28 protein-coding genes and 1 tRNA gene are annotated in these 26,245 nt (G+C 65.1%); 16 read left to right on the top strand and 13 right to left on the bottom strand.

Features of this window, described 5'->3' with window-relative positions; all coding sequences use genetic code 11:
- Positions 1-5: 5 nt before the first annotated feature.
- Both VIL42_00820 and VIL42_00815 read right to left on the bottom strand, forming a co-directional pair.
- Positions 6-776 (bottom strand): phosphodiester glycosidase family protein, encoded by a 771-nt coding sequence (locus VIL42_00820; protein HEY8591389.1) that lies wholly within the window; start codon positions 774-776, stop codon positions 6-8.
- 59 nt (positions 777-835) lie between these two features.
- A complete protein-coding gene (locus VIL42_00815) occupies positions 836-2,272 on the bottom strand; it encodes a sigma-54 dependent transcriptional regulator (protein ID HEY8591388.1) in 1,437 nt (478 codons plus the stop codon).
- A 134-nt stretch (positions 2,273-2,406) separates the two neighbouring features.
- On the opposite strand from VIL42_00815, the gene VIL42_00810 reads away from it, so the two are divergent.
- Genes VIL42_00810 through VIL42_00800 form a run of 3 tightly spaced genes read left to right on the top strand, consistent with a single transcriptional unit; the run spans position 2,407 to position 4,807 of the window.
- Entirely contained in the window at positions 2,407-2,556 is a 150-nt protein-coding gene (locus VIL42_00810; GenBank protein ID HEY8591387.1) for an aa3-type cytochrome c oxidase subunit IV, read from the top strand.
- Between the two features lie 5 nt (positions 2,557-2,561).
- A complete protein-coding gene (locus VIL42_00805; GenBank protein ID HEY8591386.1) occupies positions 2,562-3,689 on the top strand; it encodes an NAD(P) transhydrogenase subunit alpha in 1,128 nt (375 codons plus the stop codon).
- Positions 3,686-4,807 (top strand): FAD-dependent oxidoreductase, encoded by a 1,122-nt coding sequence (locus tag VIL42_00800; GenBank protein ID HEY8591385.1) that lies wholly within the window; start codon positions 3,686-3,688, stop codon positions 4,805-4,807. Before VIL42_00805 ends, VIL42_00800 begins: the two co-directional genes overlap by 4 nt.
- Here the strand turns inward: VIL42_00800 and VIL42_00795 are convergent.
- The 3 genes from VIL42_00795 to VIL42_00785 form a co-directional block, all read right to left on the bottom strand.
- Positions 4,772-5,254 carry a YbaK/EbsC family protein gene (locus VIL42_00795; GenBank protein HEY8591384.1) on the bottom strand — a complete coding sequence of 161 codons (483 nt, stop codon included), beginning with the start codon at positions 5,252-5,254 and terminating at the stop codon, positions 4,772-4,774. The genes VIL42_00800 and VIL42_00795 overlap by 36 nt on opposite strands.
- Entirely contained in the window at positions 5,251-5,670 is a 420-nt protein-coding gene (locus VIL42_00790; protein ID HEY8591383.1) for a secondary thiamine-phosphate synthase enzyme YjbQ, read from the bottom strand. The genes VIL42_00795 and VIL42_00790 overlap by 4 nt, the downstream gene beginning before the upstream one ends.
- Positions 5,671-6,020: 350 nt before the next feature.
- Positions 6,021-8,309: an EAL domain-containing protein gene (locus tag VIL42_00785; GenBank protein HEY8591382.1), complete on the bottom strand. Its 2,289-nt coding sequence runs from the start codon at positions 8,307-8,309 to the stop codon at positions 6,021-6,023.
- A gap of 122 nt (positions 8,310-8,431) precedes the next feature.
- Between VIL42_00785 and VIL42_00780 the strand changes: the two genes are divergently transcribed.
- Positions 8,432-8,713: a proton-translocating transhydrogenase family protein gene (locus VIL42_00780; protein HEY8591381.1), complete on the top strand. Its 282-nt coding sequence runs from the start codon at positions 8,432-8,434 to the stop codon at positions 8,711-8,713.
- A 1-nt stretch (position 8,714) separates the two neighbouring features.
- Positions 8,715-10,145, top strand: coding sequence for an NAD(P)(+) transhydrogenase (Re/Si-specific) subunit beta (locus VIL42_00775; GenBank protein HEY8591380.1), 1,431 nt, complete (start codon positions 8,715-8,717; stop codon positions 10,143-10,145).
- Here VIL42_00775 and VIL42_00770 read toward each other — a convergent pair.
- Positions 10,142-11,086, bottom strand: a complete 945-nt coding sequence (locus VIL42_00770; protein ID HEY8591379.1) for an arginine deiminase-related protein — start codon at positions 11,084-11,086, stop codon at positions 10,142-10,144. The two genes, VIL42_00775 and VIL42_00770, sit on opposite strands and share 4 nt — an antisense overlap.
- Positions 11,087-11,181: 95 nt before the next feature.
- Here VIL42_00770 and VIL42_00765 point away from each other — a divergent pair, with 95 nt between their 5' ends.
- Positions 11,182-11,898 carry an amino acid racemase gene (locus tag VIL42_00765; GenBank protein ID HEY8591378.1) on the top strand — a complete coding sequence of 239 codons (717 nt, stop codon included), beginning with the start codon at positions 11,182-11,184 and terminating at the stop codon, positions 11,896-11,898.
- An 8-nt stretch (positions 11,899-11,906) separates the two neighbouring features.
- On the opposite strand, the gene VIL42_00760 is transcribed toward VIL42_00765, so the two are convergent.
- Together VIL42_00760 and VIL42_00755 are read right to left on the bottom strand one after the other, a co-directional pair.
- Positions 11,907-12,377, bottom strand: a complete 471-nt coding sequence (locus VIL42_00760) for a GreA/GreB family elongation factor (protein HEY8591377.1) — start codon at positions 12,375-12,377, stop codon at positions 11,907-11,909.
- A 101-nt stretch (positions 12,378-12,478) separates the two neighbouring features.
- Entirely contained in the window at positions 12,479-13,183 is a 705-nt protein-coding gene (locus VIL42_00755) for a hypothetical protein (protein ID HEY8591376.1), read from the bottom strand.
- Between the two features lie 66 nt (positions 13,184-13,249).
- On the opposite strand from VIL42_00755, the gene uvrC reads away from it, so the two are divergent.
- The 7 genes from uvrC to VIL42_00720 all read left to right on the top strand — a co-directional run bounded on the left by uvrC (position 13,250) and on the right by VIL42_00720 (position 20,576).
- A complete protein-coding gene (uvrC, locus tag VIL42_00750; GenBank protein HEY8591375.1) occupies positions 13,250-15,187 on the top strand; it encodes an excinuclease ABC subunit UvrC in 1,938 nt (645 codons plus the stop codon).
- Positions 15,187-15,924 (top strand): DNA repair protein RecO, encoded by a 738-nt coding sequence (recO, locus tag VIL42_00745; protein HEY8591374.1) that lies wholly within the window; start codon positions 15,187-15,189, stop codon positions 15,922-15,924. The genes uvrC and recO overlap by 1 nt, the downstream gene beginning before the upstream one ends.
- A 30-nt stretch (positions 15,925-15,954) precedes the next feature.
- A complete protein-coding gene (gene apaG, locus VIL42_00740) occupies positions 15,955-16,335 on the top strand; it encodes a Co2+/Mg2+ efflux protein ApaG (GenBank protein ID HEY8591373.1) in 381 nt (126 codons plus the stop codon).
- Positions 16,336-16,437: 102 nt separating this feature from the next.
- A complete protein-coding gene (locus VIL42_00735; GenBank protein ID HEY8591372.1) occupies positions 16,438-17,325 on the top strand; it encodes a metallophosphoesterase in 888 nt (295 codons plus the stop codon).
- Positions 17,235-17,657: a hypothetical protein gene (locus VIL42_00730; protein HEY8591371.1), complete on the top strand. Its 423-nt coding sequence runs from the start codon at positions 17,235-17,237 to the stop codon at positions 17,655-17,657. Before VIL42_00735 ends, VIL42_00730 begins: the two co-directional genes overlap by 91 nt.
- A 45-nt stretch (positions 17,658-17,702) precedes the next feature.
- Entirely contained in the window at positions 17,703-18,044 is a 342-nt protein-coding gene (locus VIL42_00725) for a hypothetical protein (GenBank protein HEY8591370.1), read from the top strand.
- A 2,148-nt stretch (positions 18,045-20,192) separates the two neighbouring features.
- Positions 20,193-20,576: a hypothetical protein gene (locus VIL42_00720; protein ID HEY8591369.1), complete on the top strand. Its 384-nt coding sequence runs from the start codon at positions 20,193-20,195 to the stop codon at positions 20,574-20,576.
- A gap of 345 nt (positions 20,577-20,921) precedes the next feature.
- On the opposite strand, the gene VIL42_00715 is transcribed toward VIL42_00720, so the two are convergent.
- Both VIL42_00715 and folK read right to left on the bottom strand, forming a co-directional pair.
- Positions 20,922-20,997, bottom strand: a tRNA-Lys gene (locus VIL42_00715).
- A gap of 15 nt (positions 20,998-21,012) precedes the next feature.
- On the bottom strand, positions 21,013-21,501 hold the full coding sequence (folK, locus tag VIL42_00710; protein ID HEY8591368.1) for a 2-amino-4-hydroxy-6-hydroxymethyldihydropteridine diphosphokinase: 489 nt from the start codon (positions 21,499-21,501) through the stop codon (positions 21,013-21,015).
- A gap of 23 nt (positions 21,502-21,524) precedes the next feature.
- Between folK and VIL42_00705 the strand changes: the two genes are divergently transcribed.
- Together VIL42_00705 and VIL42_00700 are read left to right on the top strand one after the other, a co-directional pair.
- Positions 21,525-22,199, top strand: coding sequence for a uracil-DNA glycosylase (locus tag VIL42_00705; GenBank protein HEY8591367.1), 675 nt, complete (start codon positions 21,525-21,527; stop codon positions 22,197-22,199).
- On the top strand, positions 22,192-22,683 hold the full coding sequence (locus VIL42_00700) for a GNAT family N-acetyltransferase (GenBank protein HEY8591366.1): 492 nt from the start codon (positions 22,192-22,194) through the stop codon (positions 22,681-22,683). The genes VIL42_00705 and VIL42_00700 overlap by 8 nt, the downstream gene beginning before the upstream one ends.
- Position 22,684: 1 nt before the next feature.
- Here VIL42_00700 and aguB read toward each other — a convergent pair whose 3' ends face one another.
- The 3 genes from aguB to surE form a co-directional block, all read right to left on the bottom strand.
- Positions 22,685-23,536, bottom strand: a complete 852-nt coding sequence (gene aguB / locus VIL42_00695; protein HEY8591365.1) for an N-carbamoylputrescine amidase — start codon at positions 23,534-23,536, stop codon at positions 22,685-22,687.
- Complete coding sequence (locus VIL42_00690) at positions 23,533-24,516, bottom strand: agmatine deiminase family protein (protein ID HEY8591364.1); 984 nt, start codon at positions 24,514-24,516, stop codon at positions 23,533-23,535. Before VIL42_00690 ends, aguB begins: the two co-directional genes overlap by 4 nt.
- Positions 24,517-24,693: 177 nt before the next feature.
- Complete coding sequence (surE, locus tag VIL42_00685; protein ID HEY8591363.1) at positions 24,694-25,467, bottom strand: 5'/3'-nucleotidase SurE; 774 nt, start codon at positions 25,465-25,467, stop codon at positions 24,694-24,696.
- A gap of 282 nt (positions 25,468-25,749) precedes the next feature.
- On the opposite strand from surE, the gene dksA reads away from it, so the two are divergent.
- On the top strand, positions 25,750-26,214 hold the full coding sequence (gene dksA / locus VIL42_00680; protein HEY8591362.1) for an RNA polymerase-binding protein DksA: 465 nt from the start codon (positions 25,750-25,752) through the stop codon (positions 26,212-26,214).
- Positions 26,215-26,245: the final 31 nt, after the last annotated feature.

Raw genomic sequence — 26,245 nt, 5'->3', positions numbered from 1 at the left:
GACGTCTACTGCTTCCGGCGAGCGGACGCGGGCCGAGGCGCAACGAACACGACTGCCATCGGCCCGATCTCGGTATGCGAGTCCATCCTGTGGCCGGCGGGATCCCAAAGCGAGCTGACCACGCCGTCGAAGTAGAGCGCGTTCCTGGCCCTGACCCGGTCGCGGAAGAAGCGGGCGAACCTGCCGAACGAGACCGGATCCTGGCTGATGACGAACACCGCCGTCCCGTCCGGCGCGATGCCGACCCCGTTGCGGATGTTCTGCGACGGACCGTCCTGGTCGAACTTCGGGTGCAACTTGCCGTCGATCAGCAGCATCGGCCCGGATTGGGTTGCGAAGGCGATATCCTTTGACGGCTCATAAGCGGTGCTCGGCACCACCTCCGCCTTGCCGCTCTTGCGCACCAGGAACACGCCGTTGGGGAGCAGGTGGAAGTTGCCGCCGCCCTTGCGGAGATTGATCGCGTGCTTCTGCTCGCCACCTTCAATCAGCAAGCCAATGGGCCGCCCCTCGTCATCGAACATGCCGGCGTTCATCGCGAAGGCGACATTCGGCGCGCGCTTTCCGAGGCTGGCCTGGAGGTTGGAAAAGCTCCGCATCGGCGCACCGGCCTTGTCGAACGTGTGCAGCTCGACCGCGCCGCCCTCGACCGCGCAGGCGACAAAGCCGCTGCCCTCGAAGTGCTTGGTCTCGCAAGCCGAAGGCGCGAACTCGGCCGGCGCGCTCTGCTGACAGGCGGCAAGGAGCAGGATGGAAAGCAACAGGATGCGCGGCATCGCCGCTACGCTAGTCGCTCAGGCTGCACACGGCGACTCTTTACGGCGGGTCCAGCCGCCTAAGCCGCCGTGTCGATGCCTAAGCCGCCGAGCTTTCGATAGAGCGTGGAGCGGCCGATGCCGAGCCGTCGGGCGACTTCGCTCATCCGCCCGCGATAGTGGCCGATCGCCAGGCGGATAATGTCGGACTCAATCTCTTCGAGCGGGCGGAGATGGCCATCGTCGGTGTAGAGGGTGACGCCTGGTGCGGCGCCGATCGCTTCCTCCCGGTGCGTCCTGCTGATCGACGGCGCGAAATCGGTGCGGCGGCCGGTGAATTGCGATTGCACCGCAATGTGGGGGAAATCCTGCGCGGTGAGCAGATTGCGCTCGCACTGAAGCGCGGCGCGGAAGATCACGCCGGCGAGCTGGCGGACGTTGCCCGGCCAGCCGTAGCGCATCAGCACTTTCAGCGCATCGTCGCCGATCGACAAAGGCGGGAGCCCGACCTGCTGCGCGACGCGGCCCAGCAGGTGCCGGGCCAGGGCCGGGATGTCGCTGCTGCGCTCCCGGAGCGGGGGGAGCATGACGGTCGTCGCGCCGATCCGTTCGGCCAGGGCGGCGTGGAAATCGTCAGGGAGTTCGCGGCTGCTGGTGGCGATCAGGCGCACGTCGACGGAATGGCTGCCGTTGAGGCCGACGGGACGCACCTCGCCGGTTGCGAGCACTCGGTCGAGCACCTCCTGGGTGTGCGCCGGAAGGGCCGCGATCTCGTACAGGATCAATGTCCCGCCGTCGGCGGCGACGAAGCGGCCGGTCTTTGCTGCGAATGCGCCGGGGAAAGCGCCGGCTTCATGGCCGAACAATTCGCTGTCGATGATGTTCGCCGAGACCGCCTTGCAGTCGATGGCGAGCAGCGGCCCGCGCGCACGCAGGCTCGCCGCATGGATCGCGCGCGCGACGCTTTCCTTGCCGGTGCCGGGCTCGCCGACGATCAGGACGGGCAGGCGATTGCGCGCCGACTTCGCTGCGACGGCAAGGGCTGTTCTAAACTCGGGGGCCGCGCCGACCATCTGCTCGAGCTCGAGCAGGGGGGCGAGCTTCTCCGACAGCGGCGCAAGTTCGCCGGCGGCGCGGCGGCGGTCGGCGTTCGCGGCAAGGGCGTCGAGCAGGCGTTCGGGCGCGACGGGCCGGACGAGGAAATCGGACGCGCCGGCGCGCATCGCTTCGACGGCGATCGACACAGTATTGCCGTGGGGGAGGACGATGACTGGCAGGTTCGGCCGGTCACGCCGCAGTGCCTCGATCAGCCGCGGACCGTGCTCGGCATCCCAGCTGCCGAGGATCGCGGCCTGCACTTCGCGTCCGTGCGGCCCTTGCAGCAGCGCCAGGGCCATTTCCGGATCCGCGGCGCCAAGGACGCTCCAGCCGGCGCGCGCAGCGATGGCCGAAATGAGCCGACGTTCGCCGGCATCGGCATCGAGCAGCATCAGCGAGCGTGTCGGTTGTTCGCGCATGGGTCCGCCTTTTCGACGCCAGCCTAAGGCGCGGGGAGTAAAGGACGGCTTAAAGAGCGGCGCGGCGGGGGTTGGGCAGCGCGGCATGGCTTGTTATGGGAAGCGCAAAGCTTGCTTATCAAAAGGGGAAGATGATGGCCGAACAGGAGCCGGTGCTCAGCAGTCCGCCGACGCAGGATGCTGCAGCCCATGTCGCGGATTACAGCCGCTTCACGAAGATGGTGAAGTGGGGCGCGATCCTCGCCGCCATCGCCGCCGCCCTCGTCCTGCTGATCATCACCTGAGCGGCATGAAGATCGCGGTCCTCAAGGAAGCGCCGGGCGAGACGCGCTGCGCGGCGATTCCCGAGACCGTGAAGAAGTTTGTCGCGCTCGGTGCCGACGTGGCCGTCGAGCGGGGAGCAGGCGAGGCGGCATCGATCCGCGATGCCGACCTCGAAGCCGCTGGCGCGACGGTCGGAGGCCGCGCGGACGTGCTTGCGGGCGCGGGCGTGATCCTGTGCATCAACGGTCCCGACCCGGCGTCGATCGGCGGCGCTGAACCCGGCGCGCTGCTGGTCGGCGCGCTCGATCCCGTGCGCGAGCGGCAGCGGGTCGACGGTTATGCCGCGGCAGGCGTCGAGGCGCTGGCGATGGAGTGGATGCCGCGCATCACTCGCGCCCAGTCGATGGACATCCTCTCCTCGCAGTCGAACCTCGCAGGCTACAAGGCGGTCGTCGACGGCGCCGCTGCTTACGGCCGCGCCTTCCCGATGATGATGACGGCGGCGGGGACGGTCAGCCCGGCCAAGGTCTTCGTGATGGGCGTCGGCGTCGCTGGGCTTCAGGCGATTGCGACCGCGCGGCGTCTCGGAGCGCAGGTCAGCGCCACGGACGTTCGCTCCGCGACGAAGGAGCAGATCCAGTCGCTGGGCGCCAAGCCGATCTTCGTCGAGAATGTCGCCGGCATCGAGGGCGAAGGTTCGGGCGGCTATGCGACGGAAATGTCCGAGGAATATAAGCAAGCGCAGGCGGAGCTGGTGTCCAGCCATATCGCCAAGCAGGACATCGTCATCACCACGGCACTGATTCCCGGCAGGCCGGCGCCGCGCCTGATCAGCGACGTGCAGATCGCGACGATGCGGCCCGGCAGCGTCATCGTCGACCTCGCGGCCGAAGCGGGCGGGAATGTCGAGGGCACCGTCCCCGGCGAACGCGCCGAGAAGCATGGCGTCACGATCATTGGTGCATCCAATCTCGCGCGCAGCCTTGCCGCCGACGCCTCGGCCTTGTTCGCGCGCAACCTCTACAATTTCCTGAGCGCCTTCTGGGACAAGGAGCAGGGGCGGCCGGTGCTCCCCGACGACGACGAGATCGTCAAAGGCATACGGCTGACGCAGAACAACAAGGTTGTGAGCGAGCGGCTCACGGCCGCGTGAACTCCTCCGACATTCTCGTCATCGGCGGCGGCATCGCGGGGCTCTCCGCGGCCGCGGCGCTGGCGAAGCATGGCCGCGTCACGGTGCTCGAGGCGGAGGAGCAGGTGGGCTTCCACGCGTCTGGCCGAAGCGCGACCATGCTCCATTACGCGCTCGGTGATCGGCTGGTCCGCGCCCTGACGCTCGCCAGCCGTCCGTTCTTCGACGATCCGCCGGACGATTTTACCGATGTGCCGCTGGGGCGGCGCATGCCGGTGCTGGTCCATGCGCGCGAGCACGAGATTGCGGCCCTCGACGCGGTGGAAGCGGACCTTTCGGCTTTCGCGTCGCTGGAGCGGCTGGATGCGACCGGCGTGCACGCTTTGTGCCCGATCCTGAGAGCGGATGCGGTCAGCGGCATTGCCGACCGCAACGGCGTCCGGCTCGATCCGCACGCCCTGCTTCAGGGCAATTTGCGGCGGCTGCGCAGGCTCGGGGGCGAGCTGCGCACCGGGGTTCGTGTGGCGGGGATCAAGCGGAACGGTGGCGCGTGGAGCGTCACGAGCGAGGCGGCCGAGCGGTTCAGCGCGCCGGTTCTGGTCAACGCCGCGGGCGCCTGGGCCGATGCTGTGGCGATGCTTGCGGGCGTGCGGCCAATCGGTCTCGTACCGAAGCGCCGGACAATCATCACCTTCGATGCTCCCGCCGGCATAGATGTCGACGCGCTGCCCTTCACCAAGACCGTCGGCGACGAACTCTACTTCGCGCCGGAGAGCCGCCGGCTGTTCGCCTCGCCAATGGACGAAGTGCCGAGCGACCCGTGCGACGCGCAGCCCGACGAATATGAGGTCGCGCTCGCTGCTCACCGCATGGAGGAGCGCACGACTGTCGAGGTGCGGCACATCCACAGCCGATGGGCGGGGCTAAGGAGCTTCACGCCGGACCGTCATCCCGCAGTCGGCTTCGCGCCCGATGCCGAGGGCTTCTTTTGGCTGGCGGGGCAGGGCGGGTTTGGGCTGCAGACCAGCCCGGCGATGGCGGCAATGGTCGAATCGCTGGTCGTAGGAACACCGTGGCCCGTGGCGGACGTCGATGCCGCCTCGCTAAGTCCCAGCCGGTTCCTCGGGGAGCTTGCATAGGTCCACCCAGCGTTCGGCGACGAGGTCGAACAGCCGCTCCGTCGACACTTCGACCGAGGTGTTCAGCGACCCGCCCGCCGGATAGACGATGTCGAACGCCTGCAGCGACACGTCGAGATAGACGGGCAGGGGCGTAGCGAGACCGAACGGGCAGACGCCGCCGACGGGATGGCCGGTAAGCTCGAGCGTTTCGTCGGGCCCAAGCATGCGCGGGCGCGCGCCCAGCACATCCTTGCACTTGCGGTTGTCGAGGCGGACGTCTCCCCCCGTGCAGAGGAGAAAGAGGAGGTCGCCGGCGCGCACTGCGAGGGTCTTGGCAATACGGCCGGGCTCGACGCCGAGCGCCGCCGCAGCACTCTCGACCGTCGCCGTGCTTTCCTGGGTCTCGATCAGGCGCAGGTCCGGCGCCTCGGCCGCCAGCCAGGCCTGGACGGACTGAAGGCTCATTCGCCGACCAGGTGAAGGACGATCTCGCGCTCGGGCGTCGCGCGGCGATGCTCGAACAGGAAGATGCCCTGCCAGGTGCCGAGCGCAAGTTCGCCGCCGATCACCGGCACCGACAGCTGCGTCGCCGTCAGCGCCGTCCGCAGATGCGCCGGCATGTCGTCCGGACCCTCTTCGTCATGGTCATAGATGGCGCTCTCCGGCGCCAGGCGGGCGAAATAAGCTTCGAGATCGCGGCGCGCCGCGGGCGCGGCATTTTCCTGGATCACCAGCGACGCCGACGTGTGGCGGCAAAAAAGGGTCAATAGACCCTCGCTGATGCCGCTATGGTTGACGAAATCGCGCGCTCGGTCGGTGAATTCGTGGAGTCCGGGGCGACTCGCGCGAATCGCGATTCTCGCCGTTTCTTGCCTCAGCATCAGTGCCGACTAGCGCCCTTCGGCTGCCGCTTCCACCGCACAAAAGAAAAGCGCCCGCCGTGAGGCGAGCGCTTTCTAAATCATTGAAGTGGCGGAATTAAGCGCCGCCGCCGCCGGCTCCGGTCCAGCCGCCGCCCATGAGCCACGTCCAGAAACCACGACCTTTGCTGACCTTCTTCATGTCTCAGCCCCTTTGTTTGACTGCGATCCGGCAGTTGGGGGCATATTAACCTTAATCGATATGGTTGACAAACGATTCACCATGTTTCGCGTGAGGACGCGCGAAATTGGCAAGTGAAAGCGCTCGCTTCTTCAAGCGAGCGGCTGGATTATGGCTGTGCTTGGAAGTGTTAGGCTGCGCTGCGGCGGCGGCCGGAACCGACGCGTTTCACCAGCGAGTCGAAGCTCATCGGGCGGCCGATCGCGAAGCCCTGGGCGACGTCGCAACCGAGCTCGGTGAGCACGTCGAGGATCTCGCGCTGCTCCACGCCTTCGGCAACGACCTTGCGGCCGAGCGAGTGGGCGAGGCTGATGGTGGACTGGACCATCAAACGGTCGCTTCGATTTTCGACAATGCCTTTGACGAAGCTCTGGTCGATCTTGATCTCGGCCGCCGGGATCTTCTTGAGATATTCGAGTGTCGACTGGCCCGTGCCGTAATCGTCGATGGCAATCGACACCCCGAGTTCGCGGAGGCGGCCCATCATCTCGAGCCCTCCGCCGCTGTCGGTAAGCGGCGCGGTTTCGGTCAGCTCCAGCGTGAGCAGGTGCGGGGCGAGCCCGTGGCGGGCCAGCATCGCCGCCAGCCGAAGCGTCAGGCCTTTGTCGGCGAGAAGGCGCGCGGACAGATTGACCGCCACGTGGAAGTCGGCGCCGCGCTTGTTGATCTGGGCAGCCGCCGCAACTGCCTTCTCAAGGACGAAGTCCGTAAGCTTGGCGATGCGGTCGTGCTGCTCCGCCGCCGCGACGAACTCGGACGCGGCGATGGGGCCTTTCTCCGGGTGGGTCCACCGCGCGAGCGCTTCGGCGCCGATGACCTGCCGCGTCGCCACGTCCACCTTCGGCTGGAAGGCGACCCAGACTTCGCCTCGATCGATCGCTTCGTCGAGCTGGCTGAGGATCGACAGTTTCCAGCTTGCGTCCTGGAGCGTCTCGGGATCGTGATACTTCCACTTGAGGCCCTGATGAGCCGCCTCGTCAGCAGCGACGAGCGCACTGGCAAGCCGGTTGGCGAGCGAGCGGCCGCTGCCGATCTCCGCGCCGAACGCGATCGACAGGTCGATCGACCGGTCGGCGATCCGGGCGGGCGTGCGGAACATCGCATGAAGCGCTTCGAGCTGGTTGCCGAACGGCTCTCGTGTCTCGTCGAACCAGGCAAAGATGCCGCCGTCGCCTTGATAAAGGACCCGCTGGGGCGATCCGACATTCAGCCGCGCGACGATCTGATCGACCAGCTGGCGTTCGGCATCCGTCGGGAGGCTGGCGACGATCTCTTCGTAATTCAGCACACGCGCGGCAACGAGGGGGCGCTGTCCCCCCTCGCGGTTGAGCCGCAGAGCGTTGAGGTTCGGCAGGTTCGTTACGGTGTTGACGAGACCCTGCGCGCGATAGCGGCGCCATGCGAGCGCAGTCCCAATGACGATCAACACAAAGAGAGCAGGCGTGATGTCGAACGTGATCAGGCGCGCCTCGAGTGCTGCGGGGACGAAGAGAAGGAAAATCGCTCCTGTTCCCAGGGTAGCAATTCGGACTTTCGGGCTGCGGCGGGCCAAGGCGAAGGCCGAAAGCGCCAGCGTTAGAACAAAGAGCGGCACCCACCCGAGGTAGATCGGCGTCCCAGCTTTAAGAGTCTCGCCGCCGATGATGTGGACGTACGCACCCGCGGTCTTCCCGGTGCCGGGGATGAACAGCTGATCTCCAAGCGTTTCTGTGTTCCAGCCGACGAAGAGGTCTTTGCCTGCGAAGGCGTCTGGCCTGTACTTGCCGCTTAGGAAATCCTCCGCCTTCGCGACCGGGATGGATTTCGGGTCGATCGAATAGTCGGGCATGAACGAGGCGCCCGGCGCGCCGCTCCGGTTTGCGAGCTGCACCGCAAAGGTCACGAAAGTCCTCTGACCTTCCTGAACGGCATAGGGCAGGTGCCATAGCGCGTTCTGATAATTATACTTCGCACTGATGTTCCCGAGCGTCGCATGCTGTGCGAACTCGGTCGGCGTTGAGCCGGATGCGGTAGGTCCGCCATTGGGGCCGAAGCGCGTCCGAACCGCGAGATGGACCCGGCCCGAACGCTTGAGCGCGTCGGCGAGGATCGCATCGTCCACCGGATTGGTGCGGTCGTAGAAGGTGATGTCGTAGAAGATGCGCTTGGCGCCGGCTTCGGTCAGCTTGTCGGTCAGCTTCGCCATGTCGCGGCGCGGCCAGGGCCAGCGGCCGACTTCCCGCAGCGTCTTGTCGTCGATCTGGACGAAGACGATGTCGCCGCTGGCGCTGTGCGTGTGCAGCTTGTTGCGGGCAACGCGGAGCCAGTCCTCGGCAATTTCGCCGAAGCCGATCAGGCCGAACACCAGGCCGGCCACCGCCGTCCACAGAAGCAGCTTCCACGGCTTGGCTTCACTCTGGGTCTGGTTCTTCGTCGACACGCGTCACGCATGCGCGCGGAAAGGTTAGCATTTCGATAACCGCGGGCCGATTAACCGCGCCGCCCCTCGACAGCGCATGAACGAGCGGCCATCAATGCGTCCGCCATTCACGCGGAGGGCAGATGGACTTCGTTTCGATCCTCTCGATCTTCGTTCTCGCCTGCTTCGTCGGCTATTATGTCGTCTGGTCGGTGACGCCCGCGCTTCACACGCCGCTGATGAGCGTGACCAACGCCATTTCCTCGGTGATCATCGTCGGCGCGCTGATCGCCGCGGCGGCGGCGGGAAGCCCGTCGGCCAAGTGGCTCGGCCTTGCCGGCGTGGTGCTTGCCAGCATCAACATCTTCGGCGGGTTCGCGGTCACCGCCCGGATGCTGGCGATGTACAAGAAGAAGGAACGCTAAGGTGGAGGCGCATGACACGCCCGCCTGGGTGCTGATCGCCTACCTGATTTCCGGCGTCTGCTTCATCCTCGCGCTTCGAGGGCTGTCGAGCCCGGAAAGCAGCCAGCGCGGCAACCGCGCCGGCATGCTCGGCATGGCGATCGCGGTCGCGACGACGCTGGCCATTCACGAAATCGCATCGCTGCCCGAGATTCTCGCCGCCATGGCGATCGGCGGCGGCATCGGCCTGGTCACCGCACGCAAGATCCAGATGACGGCAATGCCGCAGCTGGTCGCCGCCTTCCACAGCCTCGTTGGCCTTGCCGCGGTGCTGGTCGGCGCCGCCGCATACCTCAACCCCGAAGCCTTCGGCATTGCCCAGCGGATCACGCCGATCTTGGGACCCTCGATCATCTCGATCCTGCCGGTCAGCCGCATCGAGATGGGCCTCGGCGTCGCCATCGGCGCAATCACCTTCTCAGGCTCGGTGATCGCCTTCCTCAAGCTCAACGGCAACATGTCGGGCGCACCGATCCTGCTGCCCGCCCGGCACGTCATCAACCTGGCGACCCTCGCCGCGATCCTGGGGCTCATCGCCTACTTCACGCAGGACCAGTCGCCCTGGGTGTTCGCCACGATCATGATCCTCAGCTTCATCATCGGCTTCCTGCTGATCATCCCGATCGGCGGCGCCGACATGCCGGTCGTGATCTCGATGCTAAATAGCTATTCCGGCTGGGCCGCGGCGGCGATGGGCTTTACGCTGCACAACAGCGCGATGATCATCACCGGGGCGCTGGTCGGCAGCTCCGGCGCGATCCTCAGCTACATCATGTGCCGGGCGATGAACCGCAGCTTCATCTCGGTGATCGCCGGCGGGTTCGGCGCGGTCGCGAGCAGCGGCGATGCTGCAGCGATCGATCGGCCGTACAAGCGCGGCTCGGCCGAGGACGCCGCCTTCCTGATGGCGCAGGCCGACCAGGTCATCATCGTCCCGGGCTACGGCATGGCGGTCAGCCAGGCGCAGCACGCGCTCCGTGAAATGGGCGACATCCTAAAGGCGAAAGGGGTGCGCGTGAAATATGCGATCCACCCGGTCGCGGGGCGCATGCCCGGGCACATGAACGTGCTGCTGGCGGAAGCGAACGTCCCCTATGACGAGGTGTTCGAGCTCGAGGACATCAACAGCGAGTTCGCACAGACGGACGTCGCATTCGTGATCGGCGCCAACGACGTCACCAATCCCGCGGCCAAGACCGACAAGAGCTCGCCGATCTACGGCATGCCGGTCCTCGACGTGGAGAAGGCGCGCACGGTGCTGTTCGTGAAGCGCTCGATGGGCGGTGTGGGCTATGCCGGCGTCGATAACGAGCTCTTCTACCGCGACAACACGATGATGCTGCTCGCCGACGCGAAGAAGATGGTCGAAGAGATCGTAAAAAGCCTCGGCTAGCGCCGGGGCAGATGCACGTCGGCGATCATGCAGCGGACGCTGCCGCCGCCGATCTGCTCGATGGTCGGGATATCGGCGTCGCCAAGCTCGCCGAACCGCTCGAGCATCCGTCGCTGCTCCGGCCGGTAGCTGCGCCGCGCTGCCGAGGACATGGCGAGGACCGGCCCGCCGCGGCCCTTCAGCTGGATGATATTACAGGCGAATTGCCGCATTTGCTCATGATCGACTTCGATGAGCATGCGGTCCTCCTGCAATGCCGCTTTAAGCCGTGCGCGCTGATCCTCGGGGACCACATCCGTGCACAGCACCGCGAACTCCGTGCCGAGGCTCAGCAGCACATTGGTGTGATAGATCGGCTGGCCCGATCGGTCCCGCGCGTCGAACAGGAAGGTTGAAAAGCCGAGCTGCTCGTCGAACCCGGCAACCGCCAGTGGGTCCGTGCGCGCGCTCACGTTGGCAAAGGCCCGACGTCGCGGCCGATCGAGGATCAGGCTGCCTGTGCCTTCGAGGAAGCGGCCGTCCGCCTCCATGCCGCTGAGGTCGACTGTCCGGCGTATTGCAAACCCGCTCGCCTCCAGCAGCGCGCGCACGCCTGGCACGTCACGCTCAAGCCGCCGCGCGTCCGTCGCCATCGGATAGAGGACCATGGTTCCGTCGCCGTGAAAGCTCACCCAATTGTTGGGGAACACCGCGTCCGGCTTTGCCGGGCCGGGCTTGTCTTCGAGCACGAGCACCTCGATGCCCGCCCGATCGAGCCCCTCCGCCAGCCCCTCGAACTCGCGGAGCGCGGCGCCCGCATCGACCTCCGCAGGCCGAGCGAAGGCGTTCGATCGCGCCGCTTCCGCATGGAAACCGAACGCCGCCGGCCGCACCATCAGCACCGTTCCGCTGGTCTGTTCTTCCTCGCCCATGCCGCCGCTGATGCACGACGAACCGCTCATCGCAAAGCCGATTCAATCCACGATAAATCAGCCTGTTACCTCTTGCCGCTAGGGCGGAGATGCGGGAGAGTCCGGGCGGGTAGGGGAGGACGCACTTGCGCAAACTCGGGATCATCGGCGGCACCAGCTGGTCGTCGACCGCGCTTTATTACGAGCATATCAACCGCGGAATCGCACAGCGCCTCGGTGGCTTGCACAGCGCCCGCCTGTCGATCGAGAGCCTCGACCTCGCGCCGTTCGCGGCGATGGAGCTGTCGGGTGACTGGGAAGGCGTCGCGGCCGAGACACTGGACGCGGCCAGGAAGCTGGAGGCGAGCGGCGCGCAAGGCGTGATCATCACGTCGAACACCGGCCACAAGGTTTATGATGCCGTGGCGCCGAAGATCGGCGTCCCCATGCTCCACATCGCCGAAGCGACCGCCGACCGGCTCGTGGCCGACGGCCGCACCCGCGTCGCCTTGCTCGGCACCCGCTTCACCATGGGCGAGCCGCACGTCCGCAGCCGCCTCGAAAGCCGGGGCATCGCGCTCGCGCCGGTCAGCGCCGAGTGGATGCAGGAAATCGACCGCATCATTTTCGAAGAGCTGGCAGCGGGACGCGTCGTTCGCGACAGCCAGCGCAAGCTCAAGACACTGATCACGGAGCTCGCCAAGCAGAAGGTGCAGGCGGTGGTCCTCGGCTGCACGGAGCTTGTCTTGGCGGTGGACGTCCGGGCGAACGTGCTCCCCGTCTACGACACGACTGCCATCCACGCCCGCGCCTGCGTCGAATGGATGCTCAGCGAGGAAGAGGAAGCCCGGGCCGCGGCTTAGAGCTTATGTCAGCCTTCCGAGGCGGCTTCGATCGACACGATGGCGATCGGGTCGCCGGACCCTGCAAGCTCGACGTCATCACCCGCTTCGGCTCCAAGCAGTGCGCGCCCTAGCGGCGAAGCGAAGGAGATACGGCCGGCGCCAGGGTCGCTTTCGTCGTGCCCGACGATATCCAGCGTCTGCTCCCGCCCATCCCGCTCGATCGTCACGCGTGTGCCGATCGCCACCTGATCACCGGCCGGGGCGGGCGCCAGTTGCGCGCTGGTCAGGCGGCTCCGCCAATATTGCGCTTCGCGCAGCACGCTCTTGCGCTCGTCTTCGGGCAGCTCGGTCGCAAGCCTCGCCTCAAGCGCGTCATGCCGCTCCTGGATCATTGCAAAGCCGCGGGGCGTCACCAGGTTCGGCCCCGGCGGGATCGGCAAAGCGAACTTGGGCTCCAGATGCTCCTCATCGCTCTCGCGGCGAAAGGCGACGCTCATGATCGAACCACGGTTACCGATGACATGGCTGTTAGGTTACCACAGCATGCGAGGCTCGCATGAGTCCGAGTTTGCTGGACGTTTGCCATATCCGTGCGGCCTTAGTCCTCCGTCTCAGGAGCCGCGGCGTCATTCGACGGGAGCGGCGCCAGCGGATCACCTGACGGAACATTGGACTCGGGTTCGAAACTGCGCGGCGGGGGCTCCGCGCGCGGGGCATATTGCGGAGGTGGACTCCCGATGGGCGGATCCGATGGGCGAAGTGGCGAGCGTTGTTGCGCCACCTCGAGTGCGCGGCTCACGATCTGCCCGCGATGCTTGAACATCGGAGCGACGAAGGCTCCCGGGGTCAACGAAAAGGCCGGCGCGCCGCCGCCTAACCCCTGAAGCGAGTAGGTATAGACGCCATAGTCCTCCTCAGCGGTAAGTCTGACGCGACACCGGACCGTTCCATCCTTCCGATTACCGTCGACGGCCTCGATCTGGCTAAGTGCGAAGTCACCCAGTTCCGCCTGCGCGGCTTCGAGGTCGTCGGCAGTCACGATGCCGAACGGCTTCAAGGCCCTTGGGGCCAACTCAGACAAAATCCGCTGCTGAACGTCCGGGTGCTTGCAGGCGTCCGGGTCGTTTTGCTGGATCAGCTGGGCTGCACTCGGGCGGGACGGCTGAGTTGCGTCTGTGCGTCGGTCGCTTTGGTCGGCTTGCCGGCAGCCGGCCGCGAGCAGAAAAACGGCGATCAGGAGGAGACGCATGTCGGTCATGTATGCACGGGGCAGCCGCAATTCGACCCGCTGCGGCACACGCATCAACCGGGTAGCTTTGAGCATCTACGAGACCTCGCAGGCTCGGCACCAAGCTCCTAGATGGGTGCTGTGAGCAAGGCTGACCGTCCCGACCATCCTGGTGCCGCCGACCGCTTCAATGAGGAGCGGGCGACCTATGCCGTGCAGGGTTCGGACCAGCCGGACCTCGACCAGGGCGTCGCCGCGATCCGCGAAGTACTGAAGACACTCCCCCGCCGGCCGGGCGTCTACCGGATGCAGGATGCGCGCGGCGACGTGCTCTACGTCGGCAAGGCGCGGGCGCTTCGGAACCGCGTCACCAATTACACCCAGGTCAACAAGCTTCCGAAGCGGCTGCAGCGCATGGTTGCACAGACGCGGTCGATGACCATAGTGACCACGCGGACGGAAGCGGAGGCGCTGCTCCTAGAAGCGCAGCTGATCAAGCGCTTCCGGCCCGCCTACAACGTCCTCCTGCGGGACGATAAGAGCTTTCCCTTCATCCTGCTGCGTGAGGACCATGCCTTTCCACGGGTGCAGAAGCATCGCGGGGCGAGGCGCATCAAGGGGCAATATTACGGCCCGTTCGCCAGCGCCGGGTCGGTCACCCGGACGCTTAACGCGCTCCAGAAGCTGTTCCTCCTAAGAAGCTGTTCCGACAGCTATTTCGAGAACCGCTCGCGGCCGTGCCTGCTGTACCAGATCAAGCGCTGCTCGGCCCCTTGCGTCGGGCGGATCGGCGTCCAGGACTATGATGAGCTGGTCGACGACGCCAAGGCCTTCCTCGCTGGCAAGTCAACGGGCGTGCAGGCGCGCCTGAGCAAGCAGATGGCCGAAGCGGCCGAGCGGCACGATTACGAGCTCGCCGCCGTGTACCGCGACCGGCTGCGCGCGCTGACCTACATCCAGGGCAGCCAGACGGTGCATGCGGAGGGGCTCGGTGACGCCGACATTTTCGCGCTCGCCTGCAAGGGCGGGACCGTGTCGATCCAGGCGTTCTTCATCCGCGGCGGCCAGAATTGGGGGCATCGCGCTTTCTTCCCGGCGCACACCAGCGACGTGCCCGAAGCCGATGTCCTGTCGAGCTTTCTCGTGCAGTTCTACGAAGACATGCCGCCGCCGAAGCGGATCCTCGTCGACCGAGAGTTAGCTGATCGCGAGTTGCTCGAAGAAGCATTAGCCGAGCGCGCCGGCTACAAGGTCGCCCTCGAAGTTCCGCAGCGCGGCCCGCGTCGCAAGCTGATGGAGCAGGCGACGCGCAATGCCGAGGAGGCGCTTGACCGGCGGCTCGCGGAGACCACCACCCAGGGCAAGATCCTGCGCGAGCTCGCCGACACGTTCGAGCTGGCCGAGGTGCCGAAGCGCATCGAGGTCTACGACAACAGCCACATTCAAGGCACGAATGCGACCGGGGCGATGGTCGTCGCGGGGCCGGAGGGCTTCCGCAAGAACAGCTACCGCAAGTTCAACATCAAGAGCGCGCAGACCAACGACGATTTCGCGATGATGCGCGAAGTGCTCGAACGGCGCTTCGGCCGCCTCGAGAAAGAGGATCCGGACAGGCAGAGCGGCGAATGGCCGGACCTGGTGCTGATCGACGGCGGCAAGGGCCAGCTGTCGGCGGTGTGCGAAGCCATGGAAGATATGGGCGTCCATGACGTTCCGGTGGTCGGCGTTGCCAAAGGTCCGCACCACGGCCGCGAGGGCAGGGAGGTCTTCCACTTGCCCGGCGGACGGGAGATCACGCTGCCCGTTAATTCGGCTTTGCTCTTCTACCTTCAGCGGCTGCGCGACGAGGCACACCGCTTTGCCATCGGCACGCACCGAGCCAAGCGCGCGAAGAGCCTCACCACCTCTACGCTGGACGAGGTGCCGGGGATCGGCCCGACGCGGAAGCGGGCGCTGCTGATGCACTTCGGCACGGCCCGCGCGGTCAAGGGCGCCGCGCTCGAGGACCTCGAGAAGGCGCCCGGCATCAGCAAGGCGACCGCTCGGCAGCTGTTCGACTATTTCCACCCGGCCGGCTGATGCGGGCCGACACGCCGGCAATTGTCTGCGCGCTCCGCACCCACGGCGAACATGGGGCGATCGTCCGGTTGATGACTCCGCAGCACGGGTTGCAGGCTGCCTATGTCCGCGGCGCGCGTGGGCGGCGGATGCGACCGGTGCTGATCCCCGGCAATGTCGTCGAAGCGCAGCTCAGCAGCCGCACTGACGCCCAGCTGCCCCAGGCTAGCGTCGAGCTGGTCCACAGCCGCGGCCCGCTTCTCGCCGAACCCTTGCCGACCGCGGCGATCGACTGGGTGACGGTGCTGACCGCGACCGCGCTGCCGGAGGGGCAGCCTTATCCTTTGCTGTACGAGGCGCTGGAAGCGCTGCTCGACGCGATCGAAGCGGCGCCTTCGGCCAGCGGGTGGGGGACGGGCCTCGTCCGTTACGAGCTGCTGCTGCTCGGCGAGCTAGGCTTCGGCCTCGACCTCGACCGCTGTGCGGTGACTGGCAGCAACGACGGCCTGGTCGCGGTCAGCCCGAAGTCGGGCAGGGCAATCAGCGCTGCCGAGGCCGAGCCTTATGCCGGCCGGCTGCTGCCGCTTCCGCCGTTCGTTCGCGAAGGCGGTCGCGGCAGCTGGGAAGAGATTGCACAGGGGCTGCAACTGACCGGCCATTTCCTGCTGCGGGACGTGATCACCGAACGGTCTCTGCTCGTCGCGGAAGCGCGTAACCGCCTCGTCGACCGGTTGCGCCGCGCGGGCGGTCTCGCCTAGGTTCGCCGCGTGACCATTGACGCCCTTGCCATGCTGTTCCCGAACGTCGCGACCAGCCGCGGAGTGACGGTCCGCGTTGCGGTCAGCTATCTGGCCGAACAGTCGGACCCTGCCACCAACCGCTGGTTCTGGTCCTACCATGTGCGGATCGAGAACGGCTCCGACCTGGCCGTCCAGCTGCTGTCGCGCAGCTGGACCATCGTCGATGCGCGCGGAACGGTGCACGAGGTCGTCGGCGAAGGGGTCGTCGGTGAAATGCCGCTGATCGCTCCGGGCGCCAGCTTCGACTATGTCTCCGGCTGCCCGCTCGATACGCCAACCGGGGAAATGAGCGGCAGCTATCGAATGGTCGACGAGCAGGGCAGCGCCTTCGACGCCGAGATCCCGCGCTTTCAACTGCTTAGCGCCTGATCTTTATCAACCCATTCAGGGCGGGTTTATGACGCGGACCGATACTGGTCCGCTCTGGACCGTCTTGCCAGACGGCAGCTGTTTCGGGCTTAGAGGGGCTGCATGTTCAATTTCGCGTCTCGAAAACCGGCCGGACCCGTTGGGGCCAAAGGCTGGCGTGCCTATGACGTCGGCGACATCCACGGCCGCCTCGACCTGCTCGATCAACTTCTCGACAAAATCCATGCGGACCTGACGCGGCGGCCGGCGCGCAAGGTCCTGCTCGTCTTCGTCGGCGATCTGATCGACCGCGGCCCAGCCTCGGCGCAGGTGGTGGAGCGGCTGCGCACCTACAGCCACCCTGGGGTGCAGACGATGTTCCTGCTTGGCAACCACGAAGAAGTGCTGCTGCGCGTCATCCAGGGCGAAGCGGACCTGATCGCCAAATGGTGCACCTTCGGCGGCACCGAATGCCTGAAAAGCTATGGCGTCGACACGTCGAAGCTCGCTGCGATGGACGATCAGGAGGCCCTTGGGGCGATCCGCAAGGCGATCCCGAAAAGCCACGTGGAGTTCCTAGAGGACTGCCACGACAGCTGCCGGTTCGGCGATTATCTGTTCGTCCATGCCGGCATCCGCCCGGGGGTCGAGATCGACCAGCAGAAGCAGTCCGACCTGCGCTGGATCCGCGAACCATTCCTGTTCGACGAAACGGACCATGGCTTCGTCGTCGTCCACGGCCACACCATCCGACCCGATGTCGAAGTCCTGCCGAACCGCATCGGCATCGATACCGGGGCTTATCGATCGGGGGTGCTTACCGCCCTTGCCATCGAGGGTGCCGAGACGTGGTTCCTCGACACCCGGAGCGACGTCAGGCAAGCGGAGTCCAGTCCCGCGGCGCCATCCTCGCCACGACCGTGCGCGCAATCGCGGACTTCATGCCGTTCGGCTCGGGCCTGGGCTCGTTTAAGGATGTCTATGCGCTTTACGAGCAGCCGGCACAGGTGACGCCGGTGTTCGTCATCCATGCGCACAATGATTATGCCGAGCTGATCCTCGAGCTGGGCCTCGCCGGCATTGCAATGATCGCCTTGTTCCTGCTTTGGTGGGCGGCCGCGGTGTGGCGCGTGTGGCGGACTGCCGAAGCGGGGCCGTTCGCCAGAGCGGCGGCGATCGCGTCCGGCGCGGTCCTGATCCACAGCTTCGTGGATTTCCCGCTCCGCACCGCCGCCATCGCCGCCTGTTTCGCCATGTGCCTGGCGCTGCTTGCCGATCGCCGCGCCGCGCCGCCGAAGGAGAAAAAGGAATTGAGGCGCCGTCGCCACGCCGAGTTCCGCTAGCGGAAACGCACTTCCTCCCGGCACTTATTGTGCTAAGTCTAGGAAATGGCACGGAAACTCGCATTGGGGCTACTTGCGTTCGCGACGACGGCCCTCGGCGGCTGCGCGCTTCAGGCGGCGATGCTCGCCAGCGACTTGATCCAGAACATGCCGGTGCAGGAAGGCCCCAGCAACTCGCACCTGCGGCCCAAGGCCGTGCAGGCCTGCACTGCGCAGGCGGCCCAGCATGGGTCGGTGTTCATCGTCGATGTCGAACAGCGCCGGGCCGACCGCATCATCGTCTGGGGTTCGGTCACAGATGCGCAGCAGCACCGCCGCTCCTTCGAATGCCACTTCACCACCAAGCTCGCCGGCTTCAAGCTCGGCGATGTGGTAACGAGCAACTAACGGCTGCTGCGGAACGGTGGTGAGCCCTGCTGGATTCGAAACAGCGACCGCCAGCTACTAAGTGCGGGTTCGCACCGCACTCGAACTGCTCACCTGACGAACCACGCCGAAGTCGGAGCTTTGGTTCCCGCGCCGATCTGCCGGGAAGACGCTCCGGAAACAATGTCTCGTCCTTCCCTCCGCAGGCCTGTTGCGCGCATCGCGCTCCCGTTAGCCACTTGACCAGGCTTCAAAGGGCCGACGCGGTTGGATCTAACAGATCAAGCCAATGGAAAACCGTTCGCCGGAACAGCCTATCGCAATAGAGCGCCTGAGACGAGGAGTGCCTGATCTGCGCTCCGGCGGAGCCCGGCAAGCCCATCCGACTGCTGAGTAGCGTTGCTTGGATCAGCATGGGCGACGATCAACTGTCTTGCTATATCAATCTTTTGAAGCGCACTACCGTAGCGCGAGAGCAATTCATCATCGTCGGCCAGCAGGTCGCCGAGATTGTCTAGTAACGCGACTACTCGGCGGAGGTCTGTGGTGATGTTCGAATCCCGGTTATTCTCGAGTGCCGCCGAGATAGGCTCGTCACGTAAGCACGCTGCACCTGAACTCGCGGAAGCTTTGAACGATCTCACCACCTCGTCGACCCGCTTCTGCTCACTGTTTGCGGATGCCTCTTGCCATCGCTGCACATCAACAGCGCCTGAGAACTTGAGCCCGCACCGACCTCCATCTGACCAGATCACTCGTGCGTGAGTCATAAGCGCTCCGCGCACCAACTGAACTGCAGAGTCCACTAGTGGTAGAACTGCGGCCTCAACGAGCGCGCCCGTTTCCGACATGTTCCGGACACGGGCTGGCGTGCAACAGCCGTTCCAGTGGAGAACCGCTCCGAGGAACAGGCTCGATCGAAGCGCAAGTCGCTTATCAACGATCTGATACATTGCTCCGTCTGAGGCCATATCTGCTTGTTCCGACACAGGGCAGCAGCATGAACAGAAGAAATTAACTTTTTGCTGAAGATCCAACATGGATCAAATTGGTGGCGAGCTCAGTCGGCGGGCAGCACATCTGCTTCAGATTGAAGTGATTAATTAACTTTCTTGTTTAATTTGGAGGTGCTCGGTTGATGTGCCTTGGGAGGTGCTTGGGTCGAACCTTGCGCGTAACTCGGACTTTCAGCTTCATGCTGGATCAGATGACGACTGTCGCTCGGCAGCGGCCACATCAGGGGCGGTGACGCACCAAGAGGTTGAGGCGATCCTCGCAGCTCGCCGCCAACGCGGTGACTTTTTCCCCGTAGAGCTATTTGCCGACCCTGCGTGGGACATGTTGCTCCAGCTCTACGCCCTACAGCTCAAGCAGCGGCGTGTTTCTGTTTCGAAGCTGTGCCTTTGTGGAGGCGTGCCACAGACGACGGCACTTCGCTGGATTGCCAAGCTGGAAGCTGAGGGGCTCGTCCACAGAGAAAACGATCCGTTAGACGCACGGCGTTGGTGGATCGATCTAAGCGACGCTGGAACTGAGGCAATGCGCAGCTACTTTAGCGGAGTACGTGCACGATCAGTGGTCTAGCTCATCGCTTGAGCGCGGCGGCCATTTCACCGCATCAGGCGCACTGCCCTCCTTCGCGGTTGCGATAACCTCCTCAAGCCTGGCGATCGCCAGATCAAGGTGAGCTCCGACGTCCAGGGGAGCTCCTGATTGGTCGAGTATCTTCAACGCTGTGCGCATGGACACCAGAGCGTCGTTCCAAATAGCACTCATCAAAGTTGCCTCCGGGAACCCCTGCCGCCACTGGCTCAATTTCGAAATTGAGCGAAGGCGATCTTTTCACGCTAGATTGTAACACCAGTAGCCCGCCCATTGCTCCGCTTGTGCGGAGCCGCAGCCTTCTGCTCGACATTGGGCGCGTTTTAACCAGAGGGCTGTTCAGCTTCAATCTTGATTGCGCCGGACCGCTTCTACTGCGAGCGGCTGCGCTCGGCGCGTTAAAGCCATTTTCTTGCTGAGGTGTGGCGTCGTAAACTAGCTCGCATCAGCGGACCGGATCGACTGCGGCGGGCAACCCGCCGTCGTTTTCTAATTACCCAGCAGGGACTGAATGCTAAGGTCCCTCGCGCGATCGCGGTGCCGAGCGGACTCGCATGGAGATAGCTCGTGATCGACAGAGGAGCCCCTTGGCTCGAAGCGCGCCCAGTTTCGCTCACCGAAGACCACATAATGTCAGTTCTGTTTGTCAGGCGTGCCCGCCGCGAGATTTTTGGGGAAAACCTCTTTTCGGACCCGGCATGGGACATTCTGTTAGAACTGTTTGGGGCCGAGCTTGCTAGGCGCAGCATGTCTGCAACGGAGCTTGCAACCACTATCCAGGCACCTCTTGCAATTACGAAGCGTTGGATTGCCCTTCTAGTGGAGCGGGGCCTCATTGAACCGGCAGACATCGGCGACGATGATCGAGTGATCACTCTAAGCAGCTCTGGTGCCGAACGCATGGACCGTTTGGCTAACCGTTGGGCCTCGGCCTTCGTCGCGATCAGCTAAGGTTCGCCAGCGCTCGATCTTCGTAGGAGGCAACCAGTTTCTGCAGAACTCGCACCTCGGCCCTGTTGTTGAAAAGGGCTCGCCAGCTTAACCGACGAGCCCTCCTCAATCTGCGCACGTCCAAGTGGGGGTGGGCGTGCACCAACTGAATACGTGCTGATTGCTTACTCGTATGTTGAGCATCGATCCGGAATGGACGTGAGGGCCGGTATCTAAGCGCCGCATTGCCGGAACAATCCCGCAATTAGGACAACGATGCCGTGGGAATCTTGGCCGGTGATGCCACCCGTGATTACCGGGTGATTGTTCCTGTCGACCATTTAGGTATCGAATTGACCTACATGCTGGTGAGCCCTGCTGGATTCGAACCAGCGACCTACTGATTAAAAGTCAGTTGCTCTACCGACTGAGCTAAGGGCCCACCGCAATGCCGCGACTAGCGGCGCGGGGTGCGTCGGGCAAGGCGCGCGGCGAGATGGCGGACACGAAGCCGGCCAATCGGCCAATTGGGTGCGATCGCTGCCAGGGGCTGCAGGACGAAGCCGCGCTCGCCGAGGGAACGGTGCGGGATGGTGAGGCCGCGCGAGCGGAAGGTGCCGCCGCTCCACAGCACGAGGTCGAGATCGAGCACGCGCGGGCCCCAGCGACGTCCGGGCCTTCGACCGAATTCGCGCTCGATAGCCTTGAGGCGGCGGAGCATCGCCGTGGGATCAAGGTTGCTTTCGACGATTGCCACGGCGTTGGCGAAATCGCGACCCGCGCCGCCGTGAGCGGCGTTGATGATGATCGGCGACGCATCGAACAAGCCGAACTCGCGGTCCAGGCGGGCGACCGCCGCTTCGGCCACGCCGGTCGGCTTGCCATGCCGCCCGTGCGGCCGGTTAGACCCGATTGCGATTGCATAGAGGTGCGTTGCGCCCGCCACGGACGAGCGCCTAGGTGAGCGGCATGGACTTCGCCAGCCCCGCTGCTCTGTCGCCGATCCCGCAGGCCGAAGCGCCGCGCGACTGTCCCTTGTGCCCGCGGCTGGTGCGCTTCCGCCACGAATGCCGGGCGGAATTCCCGGACTGGTGGAATGCGCCGGTGCCGGCGTTCGGCGATCCGAACGCCTGGCTGGCGATCGTCGGCCTGGCGCCGGGCAAGCATGGCGCCAATCGCACCGGTCGGCCGTTCACCGGCGACTATGCCGGCGACCTTCTCTACGCGACCTTGCTCAAGTTCGGTCTCGCGGAAGGGGAATATCGCGCCGACCCCCGCGACGGCCTGGAGCTGCGCGGCGCGATCATCCTCAACGCCGTCAAATGTCTGCCTCCGGCGAACAAGCCGCTGCCCGAGGAGATCGCCACCTGCCGCAACTATTTCGAAGCGGCGCTTGCCGCGCTGCCGAGCGTCCGCGTGCTCATCGCGCTCGGGCAGATCGCTCATGTCGCTGCGTGCCGGGGGCTCGGTCTCAAGCCAGGGCCCTGCAAGTTCGCGCATGGCGGCGAATGGCAGGCGCCGGGCGGGCGGGTCCTGCTGTCGAGCTATCATTGTTCGCGATACAATCAGAACACTAGGCTGCTCGACGCAGCGATGTTCGAGAGCGTGTTCGCCCGGGCGCTGGAGCTGCGCGGCGGTGGATGAGATCCGCAGCGAGCGGCTGCTGATGCGCCGCTTCACGCTCGAGGATGCGCCGGCGATGCACCGACTGATGCGCAATCCGGAAGCGATGCGCTTCTGGTCGTCGCTGCCGCACGAGGACCTGGAGCAGACCCGCGCCTGGGTTCAATCGGCGGTCGACGCGCCGCCGGCGGGGAGCGACGATTTCGTCATGACACTCGACGGCGAGTTGATCGGCAAGCTCGGCTGCTGGCGCTTGCCGGAGGTCGGGTTCATGATCGACCCGGCGCATTGGGGCCGCGGTTATGCGCGTGAGGCGATGATGGCGTTCATCGATCGGCGGAGAGGCTTAGGGTCGAGCGAACTCACCGCCGACGTTGACCCCGACAACGTAGCGGCGCTGCGGCTGCTGACAAGGTGCGGGTTCAAGGAAACGCATCGGGAAGAGCGCACCTGGAACATCGGCGGCACATGGCGCGACAGCGTGTACCTGCGGCTCGACCTTTAGCTTAGACGTCTTCCGCCAGCCGGCCGTAGAGTTCAGGCCTGCGGTCGCGGAAGAAACCGAAGGCAGCGCGGTGCTTCTTCGCCTGGGCGAGGTCCAGGGTGGCGACCAGAACGCCCGTCTCCTCTGCGCCGAATTCGGCGAGCATGTCGCCGCGCTCGTCGCAGATGAAGCTGTGGCCGTAGAAGCGCTGGCCGCATTCGGTGCCGATGCGGTTGGCGGCGACAACCGGCACGACATTGCTGACGGCATGGCCGACCATCGCGCGGCGCCACAGACGCGACGTGTCGAGATCCGGATCGTGCGGTTCGGAGCCGATCGCGGTCGGATAGAAGAGGATGTCCGCGCCCATCAGCATCATCGCTCGCGCGGTCTCCGGATACCATTGGTCCCAACATACCCCGACGCCGATGGTCGACTTCTCGGGGCCCTGCCAAACCTTGAAGCCGGTGTTGCCGGGCCGGAAGTAGAATTTCTCCTCATAGCCCGGCCCGTCGGGAATGTGGCTCTTGCGATAGACGCCGGCGATCTTCCCGTCGGGTCCGATCATCGCCAGGCTGTTGTAGTGATGCGGCCCGTCCGCCTCGAAAAAGCTGGTTGGGATCCAGATGCCGAGCTCTTCCGCAAGGCCTTGCATGGCAACGACGGACGGATGCTCGGCCGTCGGCTTGGCGGTCGCGAACAGGCTCTCGTCTTCCACACGGCAGAAGTAGGGACCCTCGAACAGCTCGGGCGGCAGCACGACTTCGGCGCCCTTGCCGGCGGCTTCACGGACGAGCTCGCCGACGGCGCGGATGTTCGCCTCTGTGTCTTCGGAAAAGCCAAGCTGCAGCGCAGCGACCGTCAACTTCGTCATGCCGGCACCTGTTGGGAAATGCAGTGGAAGCTTCCGCCGCCGGTCAGGATGTGGTCGGCGCGGAGCCCGATTGCAACGCGGTCCGGGAACAGGGCCTGCACCGCTTCTACGGCGGCGGCGTCGTTCGCTGCCCCATATTGCGGCACCACCACCGCGGCATTGCCGATGTAGAAGTTCATGTAGCTGGCGGGGATGATATCGCCTTCCTCGCTCTCGATCCGTCCGGGCGAGGGAAGGGTGACGACGTCGAGATCGGCATCGGCGAGCCGCCGCGCGGCATCGGCATAGACAGCCTCGTTGGGATCGTCGTCGGTTGCTGTCGGGATTGCCACTCGCGCTGGAGCGACGAAGCGGGCGAGATTGTCGACATGCCCGTCGGTGTGGTCGTTGAGGAGGCCCGAGCCGAGCCACACCACTTTCGAAAAGCCGAGATCGCGCTTCAGCCGATCTTCGACTTGTTCACGGGTCAGGCTGTTGCGGTTGGGGTTGAGCAGGCATTGCTCGGTGGTGACGACGGTTCCGGTGCCGTCGCCGTCGATCGCACCGCCTTCTAGGATCCAGTCTGCCTTGCTGCTCGGCAACGCCGCCTCGCCTGCCAGCCGCTCGCCAATGTCCTGATCGCCCTCCAGGTCGTACTTCCCGCCCCAGCCGTTGAAGCGGAAGCAGCGGGCGCTGCGATCCTTGCCCGCACCCAAGACGATCGGCCCGGTGTCGCGTAGCCAGATGTCACCGAAGCGCTGAACGATCACTTTTGCGAAAGGCGCTAGTTCCCGCGCGGCAGTCGCGGCGTCTTCGTGAGCCGCCACCAGGTAGACCTGCTCGCCCCGGCCGCCGGCATGTACGGCCTCGGCAAAGGCGCCGACCTCACGCTCGGCCTGCTTCAGGTCCGCGAGCCACAGGTCAGGGTCGCTCGGGAAGCCAATCCAGACGGAGGCGTGCGGGGCCCATTCGGGCAGCGGAGGAGCGGAGCTTGCAACCATGCGGATTCGGCTAACAGCCGCGCGGCGTTGCGCCAAGTCACGGCTAAAAAGCTGATCTGGCTTGGGTGTTTGGTGTACGAAGCGAAGCAGCCTTCATTAGCTGAATACCTAGATAAAATTGGGCTAAGCTCCCCTCAGCGCATTGGACGAGAGCGCACCAGAATGGCCATCGGCGCCCTATGGCGCGGCCGCAAATCGTTTGTGGAGGGCGTCGAGCGACGGCTCATGCGTCAGGTCGAGGTGCAATGGGGTGACGGAGACGTAGCCGTCGGCGATTACCTCGAGATCGGTAGAATGGCCCGGAGTCTCGATGACCGGGGCGAGCCCGAACCAATAATAATCATAGCCGCGCGGGTCGGTGCGCTCGATGATCCGCAGGCGGCCATAGTCGCGCAAGCCCTGCCGGCAGGTGCGGATCCCTTTCACCATCTCCGGCGGAAGCGCGGGGAAGTTGACGTTGATCAGCGTCCGCGGCTCCATCGCCATTTCAAGCAGGGGTCCGAGCACGCGTTCGGCCCAGGCTTCAGCCGGGGCGAAGGGCACGGTGTCGCCCATGCCTTCGCGTGAGTAGGCCTGGCTAAGCGCGATCGACGGAACGCCTGCCAGCGCGCCTTCCATCGCCGCGGAGACGGTGCCCGAGTAAGTGACGTCCTCAGCCAGATTCGCGCCGCGGTTGATGCCCGACAAGATCACGTCGGGCGGCGAGTCCTTCATGACGTGAGCAAGAGCAAGCATCACCGAGTCCGTCGGCGTGCCGGTGACCGAGTAGCGCCGATCGTCATGCCGCCGCAGCCGCACCGGCGTCGTCAGCGTCAGCGAATGCCCGGCGCCCGACTGCTCTTCCGCCGGGGCGACGATCCAGACATCGTCGGTGAACTTGCGCGCGACCGTCTCCAGCAGGCGCAGCCCGCGCGCGTTCACGCCGTCGTCGTTGGTCAGGAGAATGCGCATGCCGGTCGCTATGCGGGAGCACCGGCATTGCTGCAACCGCGAACAAGAGCAGAAGAAATTGCGCCATATTCGCAACAGCTTGGCGATTTCTTCACTGCGGTCCGGTCAGTCCTTGTTAAGCCTGGCTGCTCTATTTATAGGCGGCGTGGGGATAGCCGACTTGACTGGGTAAGTCCCGGATAAGTCAGCGAATATTGCCTCCGGCTGCACCGGTGGGCCGGCCGCAGCCAGGCGGCGGCGTTATGGGCTCTCGACGAGGGCTCTGGTGCGGGGAGGGGACTTATGGCGACTGCACTTGTCGACCTTTACGGCGACGACTTCGAACCTTTTGACAGGATCATCCTTCCCGAAGGCTATCGGCCTTCGGAAGACGAAGAATTCATGTGCGCGAAGCATCGCGCTTACTTCCTTCGCAAGCTCAAGGCGTGGAAAGAAGCGGTGGTCGAGGAATCGCGCGCGACCATGGCCCAGCTCCAGGTCGACTCACTGCGCGAGCCGGATCTTGCCGACCGCGCGTCGAGCGAAACGGATTGGGGCATCGAGCTTCGCACCCGCGACCGTCAGCGCAAGCTGATTGCCAAGATCGATAGCGCCGTTCGCCGCCTCTACGAAGGCGAATATGGCTATTGCGAAGTGACCGGCGAGCCGATCTCGCTCGCGCGGCTTGAGGCGCGTCCGGTTGCGACGATGACTCTTGAAGCGCAGGAGCGGCACGAGCGCATCGAGCGCGTCTCCCGCGACGACTAAGTGAATTGTGGCGCGGCGCTCTTAAGGCGCC

The sequence above is a fragment of the Sphingomicrobium sp. genome (genome assembly GCA_036563485.1).
In the GTDB taxonomy this organism is placed as follows: Bacteria; Pseudomonadota; Alphaproteobacteria; order Sphingomonadales; family Sphingomonadaceae; genus Sphingomicrobium.
The sequence above is the reverse complement of the archived record's forward strand: the minus strand, read 5'-3'. Positions and strand labels throughout refer to the sequence as shown.

Excerpts from the sequence above, each read along its gene's own strand:
- dksA (HEY8591362.1), top strand. The coding sequence starts at position 25,750 with ATGGCGACTGCACTTGTCGACCTTTACGGCGACGACTTCGAACCTTTT.
- VIL42_00780 (HEY8591381.1), top strand. The coding sequence starts at position 8,432 with ATGGACTTCGTTTCGATCCTCTCGATCTTCGTTCTCGCCTGCTTCGTC.
- VIL42_00770 (HEY8591379.1), bottom strand. The coding sequence starts at position 11,086 with ATGAGCGGTTCGTCGTGCATCAGCGGCGGCATGGGCGAGGAAGAACAG.
- VIL42_00705 (HEY8591367.1), top strand. The coding sequence starts at position 21,525 with ATGGACTTCGCCAGCCCCGCTGCTCTGTCGCCGATCCCGCAGGCCGAA.
- VIL42_00690 (HEY8591364.1), bottom strand. The coding sequence starts at position 24,516 with ATGGTTGCAAGCTCCGCTCCTCCGCTGCCCGAATGGGCCCCGCACGCC.
- VIL42_00760 (HEY8591377.1), bottom strand. The coding sequence starts at position 12,377 with ATGAGCGTCGCCTTTCGCCGCGAGAGCGATGAGGAGCATCTGGAGCCC.
- VIL42_00795 (HEY8591384.1), bottom strand. The coding sequence starts at position 5,254 with ATGAGCCTTCAGTCCGTCCAGGCCTGGCTGGCGGCCGAGGCGCCGGAC.
- aguB (HEY8591365.1), bottom strand. The coding sequence starts at position 23,536 with ATGACGAAGTTGACGGTCGCTGCGCTGCAGCTTGGCTTTTCCGAAGAC.
- VIL42_00755 (HEY8591376.1), bottom strand. The coding sequence starts at position 13,183 with ATGCGTGTGCCGCAGCGGGTCGAATTGCGGCTGCCCCGTGCATACATG.
- surE (HEY8591363.1), bottom strand. The coding sequence starts at position 25,467 with ATGCGCATTCTCCTGACCAACGACGACGGCGTGAACGCGCGCGGGCTG.
- recO (HEY8591374.1), top strand. The coding sequence starts at position 15,187 with ATGCGGGCCGACACGCCGGCAATTGTCTGCGCGCTCCGCACCCACGGC.
- VIL42_00810 (HEY8591387.1), top strand. The coding sequence starts at position 2,407 with ATGGCCGAACAGGAGCCGGTGCTCAGCAGTCCGCCGACGCAGGATGCT.
- VIL42_00725 (HEY8591370.1), top strand. The coding sequence starts at position 17,703 with ATGGCACGGAAACTCGCATTGGGGCTACTTGCGTTCGCGACGACGGCC.
- apaG (HEY8591373.1), top strand. The coding sequence starts at position 15,955 with ATGCTGTTCCCGAACGTCGCGACCAGCCGCGGAGTGACGGTCCGCGTT.
- VIL42_00820 (HEY8591389.1), bottom strand. The coding sequence starts at position 776 with ATGCCGCGCATCCTGTTGCTTTCCATCCTGCTCCTTGCCGCCTGTCAG.
- VIL42_00805 (HEY8591386.1), top strand. The coding sequence starts at position 2,562 with ATGAAGATCGCGGTCCTCAAGGAAGCGCCGGGCGAGACGCGCTGCGCG.
- VIL42_00790 (HEY8591383.1), bottom strand. The coding sequence starts at position 5,670 with ATGCTGAGGCAAGAAACGGCGAGAATCGCGATTCGCGCGAGTCGCCCC.
- VIL42_00815 (HEY8591388.1), bottom strand. The coding sequence starts at position 2,272 with ATGCGCGAACAACCGACACGCTCGCTGATGCTGCTCGATGCCGATGCC.
- VIL42_00735 (HEY8591372.1), top strand. The coding sequence starts at position 16,438 with ATGTTCAATTTCGCGTCTCGAAAACCGGCCGGACCCGTTGGGGCCAAA.